The sequence below is a fragment of the Massilia niastensis DSM 21313 genome (assembly GCF_000382345.1).
Taxonomy (GTDB): Bacteria; Pseudomonadota; Gammaproteobacteria; order Burkholderiales; family Burkholderiaceae_D; genus Telluria; species Telluria niastensis.
Window position 1 is genome coordinate 25,984 of sequence record NZ_KB908118.1, and the last position, 6,096, is coordinate 32,079.

General features: G+C 66.4%; 5 protein-coding genes and 1 tRNA gene. 2 read left to right on the forward strand and 4 right to left on the reverse strand.

The window, feature by feature from the left end; all coding sequences use genetic code 11:
- Window positions 1–789 carry a hypothetical protein gene (locus H162_RS0121380; RefSeq protein WP_156885732.1) on the forward strand — a complete coding sequence of 263 codons (789 nt, stop codon included), beginning with the start codon at window positions 1–3 and terminating at the stop codon, window positions 787–789.
- On the opposite strand, the gene H162_RS0121385 is transcribed toward H162_RS0121380, so the two are convergent.
- From H162_RS0121385 to rnr, 4 genes are all read right to left on the reverse strand, one after another.
- Entirely contained in the window at window positions 749–1,429 is a 681-nt protein-coding gene (locus tag H162_RS0121385; RefSeq protein ID WP_020655542.1) for a YceH family protein, read from the reverse strand. The two genes, H162_RS0121380 and H162_RS0121385, sit on opposite strands and share 41 nt — an antisense overlap.
- A gap of 8 nt (window positions 1,430–1,437) precedes the next feature.
- Window positions 1,438–2,175 (reverse strand): serine O-acetyltransferase, encoded by a 738-nt coding sequence (gene cysE, locus H162_RS0121390; protein ID WP_020655543.1) that lies wholly within the window; start codon window positions 2,173–2,175, stop codon window positions 1,438–1,440.
- Between the two features lie 203 nt (window positions 2,176–2,378).
- Window positions 2,379–3,122 (reverse strand): 23S rRNA (guanosine(2251)-2'-O)-methyltransferase RlmB, encoded by a 744-nt coding sequence (gene rlmB / locus H162_RS0121395; RefSeq protein ID WP_026354915.1) that lies wholly within the window; start codon window positions 3,120–3,122, stop codon window positions 2,379–2,381.
- 3 nt (window positions 3,123–3,125) lie between these two features.
- Window positions 3,126–5,678, reverse strand: a complete 2,553-nt coding sequence (rnr, locus tag H162_RS0121400) for a ribonuclease R (protein ID WP_020655545.1) — start codon at window positions 5,676–5,678, stop codon at window positions 3,126–3,128.
- A gap of 328 nt (window positions 5,679–6,006) precedes the next feature.
- Between rnr and H162_RS0121405 the strand changes: the two genes are divergently transcribed.
- Window positions 6,007–6,091 (forward strand) — tRNA-Leu (locus H162_RS0121405).
- Window positions 6,092–6,096 lie beyond the last annotated feature (5 nt).

The window sequence follows — 6,096 nt, forward strand, 5'->3', positions numbered from 1 at the left end:
ATGCGCAGCCCAGCCCTCATGCTGGCCCTGGCGATCTGCTGCGGCGCGCCCGCCGCGGCGGCGGACCAGCCGCCCGGCAATCCCGACACCATCCATGTGAATGCCACCCGCGATCCCGAAGTCCGCAAGTATGCGGCCATCGTCGCCGGCCTCGACAGCTTCGACAAGCACCGCCACCTGGCACCGAAGGTGGATGTCCTGCGCTTCCGCATCGAAGCGCGCGGCGCGGCGCCGCAGGCGCTGCAGCCGGTGGCGCGCATCGAAGGCGAGGACGGTTTCGTGTTGCCGCTGGAAGTCGACGAGGACGGCAGGTTCACCGTGCCGCGCAGCGAGGCGGCGCTGCACGCCAGGGGAGAACTCACCCTGAACCAGAAGCGCCGCGACTACCGCGTGGTACCGATCATCCGCTCGCCCGGCCTGGCGAAGAACCAGCGCCGCCTGGGCGACCTGAGGCTGACCTGCAAGGTGAATGTGGCGATCGCGAAGGAGGAGATTGCGCTGTTCTGGGTACTGACAGTGAATACCCTGCTCCGGAGCACGGACTGGTGCAGCTTCTTCGACACGCCGGACACCAAATTCACGTTCCGCACCGGCCAGAAGCTCGCCGGCGCGGTCCTGCACGAAGGCGAGCGCAGCCTGAAGCTGGACATCGAGGGCCGCGACTTCCGCATCCACCTGGTGGACGAGCACTGGAGCGACGACGCCCTGGTGGAACTGGAATTCGCCACGCCGGCGCCCGCCGAAGCTGCTACTGGAACTGCCGCTGAAACGCCTCGAACCGGGACCTGAGGTCTTCCAGCTCGCCGCGCAAGGCGGCGACTTCCTGTTCCAGCTGGCCGATGCGGCCGCCCTGGGTCAGGCCGCCGCCGCTGCTGGCGGCCTGCTCGCCGGCGACGATCGTGATCTCGCCGCCCAGCAGGTGGCCGTAGCGCGGCTCCTTGGTGCCGGGCGCGCGCTCGAGGCGTGCGACCAGGGGCGGATATTTGTCGATCAGGAACTGCAGCGCCGTCTCGACATCGGCCACGGTGCGGAATTCGTGCAGGCGGCCGGTGCGGGTGCGAATCTCGCCCGCCGTCTGCAGGCCGCGCAGCATCAGGATGGCGAGCACGGCCACCTTGTCCTGCTCCAGGGTCCACTTGATGCGCATGCGGTGCTCGTACTTGGTGACGCGCGCGCCGGCCTGGGTGATGCCGTTGACCAGCTTGCGCTCGGTCAGCCGCTGCAGGGTGTCGAGCACCGTTTCGTCGCTGAGCTGCATGACGGGATCGCGGCTCGACAGCTGGTTGCAGCCGTTCACGATCGCGTTCAGCGACATCGGGTAATTGTCGGGGGTGAGCCCTTCTTTTTCGGCGAGCACCGCGAGTACGCGGATCTCGATCGGGTCCAGCACGGCTGCGGCGTCGATGCCGCCAGTCGCTTCATTTGTCATGCGTTTCCTTAGTCAACCAGTCGGTTCAGTCGTTCCGAATCGAGTTTATCACCCTCGCGCATATCCGGACAGCATAGGCCCGCGTCCCGGAGGATGGCGGCCATGCGCTCGATCTGCTCGTCCTGGCGGGCGGCATGGTCGATCAGGCCGCGCAGGGCCTTCGACAGCGGATCGTCGCCGTTCGGCGTGACGCCGTAGGCGGCGAACAGGCGCGCGCTGCGGCCCTGCTCTTCCTTGCGGATGATGTGGGCCGGGTTGCCGACCGCGGTGGCGCCGGCCGGCACCGGCTTGATGACCACGGCGTTCGAGCCGACCTTGGCGTATTCGCCGACCGTGAACGCGCCCAGCACCTGGGCCCCGGCGCCGACGATGACGCCGCGCTCGAGGGTCGGATGGCGCTTGGCGCCGGCCACCAGGGTGGTGCCGCCCAGGGTGACGCCCTGGTAGATGGTGCAGTCGTCGCCGACCACGGCGGTTTCGCCGATGACCACGCCGAAGCCGTGGTCGATGAAGACGCGGCGGCCGATCGTGGCGCCGGGGTGGATCTCGATGCCCGTGATGATGCGGGCGATATAGGAGATGAAGCGGCCGAGCCACTTCAGGTTCAGCCTCCAGCAGGCATGCGCCCAGCTGTGCATGATGACGGCATGCAGGCCCGGGTAGCAGGTGAGCACCTCCCAGCCGTTGCGGGCGGCGGGATCGCGGTCGATGATGCTCCTGATGTCTTCGCGCAGTTTGGGAAACATAGTGGTAATCGGTGCAAGACGACGCCCATGGTAGCGTATCCGGGGGCGGTTTGCTTAGGAGGGGTCAAGAAGGGCCTGGTGCGGATACTGCGAGATGGCAGGGATGCCGGGTGGGCGGGAAACCCGCCCACGCGACAACACACTTCGCGAAGACCCGAGTTGGCATGCAGGCCGACAACCCACCCGTCAGCCGTAAAGCATGATCAGCCTTCGCGCGCCATCCGCTGGCGACGCGCCTCGAACAGGCATACGCCCGAAGCCACCGACACGTTGAGGCTCTCCACCGATCCGAACATCGGAATGCTCACCAGCACATCGCAGGTCTCGCGCGTCAGGCGGCGCATGCCCTCGCCTTCCGATCCCATGACCAGCGCCGCCGGTCCGGTGAAGTCGGCCTCATACAGCCCCTTGTCGGCATCGTCCGAGGTGCCGATCAGCAGGATATCGCGCTCCTTGAGCTCGCGCATGGTGCGCGCCAGGTTGGTGACGGTGATGTAGGGAACGGTTTCGGCGGCGCCGCTGGCCACCTTGGCCGCGGTCGCGTTCAGCCCGACCGCGCGGTCCTTCGGAACGATCACGGCATGCGCGCCGACGCCGTCGGCCACGCGCAGGCAGGCGCCCAGGTTGTGCGGGTCGGTGATGCCGTCGAGGATCAGCAGCAGCGGCGGACCTTCGATCGCGTCGAGCAGCTCGTCCAGGTTGCGCGCCAGCGCCAGCTGGCTGGCGAAGGCGATCACGCCCTGGTGGCGGCGGGTGCCGGTGATCTTGTCGAGACGCGAAGGATCGACCGGCATGACGCGCACGCCCGCCGACTTGGCGTTGGCGATCAGGTCCTGCATGCGGCGATCCTGGCGGGTGGTATCGACAAAGATCTCTTCCACCGACGAAGCCTCGTGGCGCAGCCGCGAGGTCACCGCGTGGAAACCGAAAATCATTTTATTTTTCATGCGTTACTTCTTCTTCCTGCTGGTTTTGGATGCGGTCTTGGCCGCTGTTGCCGCGCCCTTTTTGGGGGCGCTCTTTGTTGCTGCCGGCTTGGACGCCGTGCCGCCGCTGCCGCCAGCACCGCTGCCGCGCGAGGAGCGCGAACGGCGGGTCGGCGGGACGAAGACGACATCTTCTTCTTCCACGAGCTCTTCGGCGGCCGGCGCCGGGGCGCTCGGCGCTTCCTCGGTCCGGGACTTGGCGCGCGCCTTGCGCGACTTCGGCGCTGCCGGCTCCATCGCTTCCTGGGCCGCCTGGCGTGCGCGCGCCAGAGGCGCCGGCGGCGGCGTCAGGCTGGCACCCAGCACCAGGTCGATCTTGCGCGCCTCCAGGTCCACCCGCGCCACCTTGACCGTCACGCGGTCGGTCAGCTGGTAGCGCTTGCCGGTGCGCTCGCCGCGCAGTTCGTGGCGCGCGTCGTCGTACTGGAAATAGTCGGCGCCAAGCTCGGTGATGTGCACCAGGCCCTCGACGTACAGGGTGTCCAGGGTGACGAAGATGCCGAACGGGGTCACGCCCGAGACCACGCCGGTGAATTCCTCACCCAGCTTGTTCTGCATGAAATAGCACTTGAGCCAGTTCTCGACGTCGCGCGAGGCCTCGTCGGCGCGGCGCTCGTTGGCCGAGCAGTGCACGCCGAGCGCGTCCCAGATGGTCAGGTCCTTCTCGTTCTTCTGCTTGCCTTCGGCGCGGTCTTTCGCGGCCTGCTTGCGGGCCGCGTTCGACACCGTCGTGTTCAGCTTGCCCAGCTCGATGCCCTTCGGATCGTAGCGCCTTCCTTGCAGCAAGGCCTTGATCGCGCGGTGGGTCAGCAGGTCGGGGTAGCGGCGGATCGGGCTGGTGAAGTGGGCATAGGCCTCGTAGGCCAGGCCGAAGTGGCCGACGTTGTCCGGGCTGTACACCGCCTGCTGCATCGAACGCAGCAGCATGGTCTGCAGCAGCGCCGCATCCGGACGCTCCTTGATTTGCCGCATCAGCTCGGCGTAGTCGCGCGCGCTCGGCTTGGTGCCGCCACCCAGGTTCAGGCCCACCTGCTTGAGGAAGGTGCGCAGCTGGTTCAGCTTTTCCTCGGTCGGAATCGCGTGGATGCGGAAGGTGCCCGGGTGCTTGTGGCGGATCAGGAAGTCCGCCGCGCACACGTTGGCCGCCAGCATGCATTCCTCGATCAGGCGGTGTGCATCGTTGCGGGTGCGCGGGATGATCTTTTCGATCTTGCCGAGCGGGTTGCAGACGATATAGGTTTCGGTGGTTTCGAAGTCGATCGCACCGCGTTCCTGGCGCGCCTTCAACAGCGCATGGAACACCTCGTTCAGGTTCAGCAGGTGCGGCACGATGCCCGGACGGCGCTGCGCCTCGGGCCCGGCCGTGTTGCCGAGGATGTCGGCCACTTCGTTATAGGTCAGGCGCGCCGCCGAGTGCATCACGGCCGGATAGAACTGGTAGGCCTTGACCTCGCCTTCCGCGGTGACGACCATGTCGCACACCAGGGTGCAGCGGTCGACCGCCGGGTTCAGTGAGCACAGGCCGTTCGACAGCTTCTCGGGCAGCATGGGGATCACGCGGCGCGGGAAATACACCGAGGTGCTGCGCTCGATCGCGTCGAGGTCGAGCGCGTCGTTCGGTTTCACGTAATGGCTGACGTCGGCGATCGCCACCAGCAGGCGGTAGCCCTTGGCGCGGCCGATCTTCACCGGTTCGCAATACACCGCGTCATCGAAGTCGCGCGCGTCCTCGCCGTCGATCGTCACCAGCGGCACGTCGCGCAGGTCGACCCGGTCGAGCAGGTCGGCATCGCGCACTTCGTTCGGCAGCTTGGCGGCCTGCTTCAGCGCGGCCGGCGAGAACACGTGCGGCACGCCGAACTTGCGCACCGCGATCTCGATTTCCATGCCCGGATCGTCCAGCTCGCCGAGCACCTCGACGATGCGGCCGGTCGGCTGCTGGAAACGTCCCGGCTGCTCGATCAGCTCGACGCTGACCACCTGCCCCGCCTTGGCCTTGCCGGGCGCGCCGGCCACCAGGATGTCCTGGCTGATGCGCTGGTCTTCCGGCGCCACGATCCAGACCCCGCCTTCATTCAGCAGGCGGCCGATGACGTGGGTATTGGCGCGCTCGACCACTTCGACGATCGAGCCTTCGGGACGGCCGCGGCGGTCGGTGCCGGTCACGCGGGCCATCACGCGGTCGCCATGCAGGACTTTCTGCATTTCGCGGTCGGACAGGAACAGGTCGTCGCCGCCCTCTTCCGGAATCACGAATCCATAACCGTCGCGGTGGGCGCTGACCTTGCCGGCGACAAAGCCGGAATGGTCGGTCAACATATAGGTGCCGCTGCTGCGGTCGGTACGGATCTGGCCGTCGCGCTCCATGGCGTTCAGGCGGCGTCCGAGCACTTCGAGCGCGGCAGGCTTGACCTTCAGGGCGCGCCCGAGCGCGGCCGCATCAAGCGGCTCGGCGGCGTCGCGAAAGACTGCAAGGATTTCCTCGCGGCTGGGAATGGTGTGAGTAGGTTGCTTCAAATCGGTTTCTTTTTCTTTTGCCAGGAAGAGCGCCGCTGGGCGGCGCCGTGGTTGGATTGACACCTTGACAGGCGTAGTGTAACGGAGGTCCCGGGGATTCGCCTAACGAAGCGTGCTAAGGGATCGCGAGGGGGAATTGCAGGCGATCGTGCTTGGGTCTTTGACTATTGAAATTCATCCGCTATAATCTCGGTCTCTTCTGCAACGGCAGCGCCGCGGTGGAAGACAGCAGCAGTAGCAGGTAATGCGTCTTGCGCATGATCGATGAAAAGTTGATCTAGCGAAAAATGAAAAAGCCTGATATTGTAGCAGACTTAGCAGGTTCAGTGCCCACGTGGCGGAATTGGTAGACGCGCATGGTTCAGGTCCATGTGCCGCGAGGTGTGGGGGTTCGAGTCCCTCCGTGGGCACCACTCTA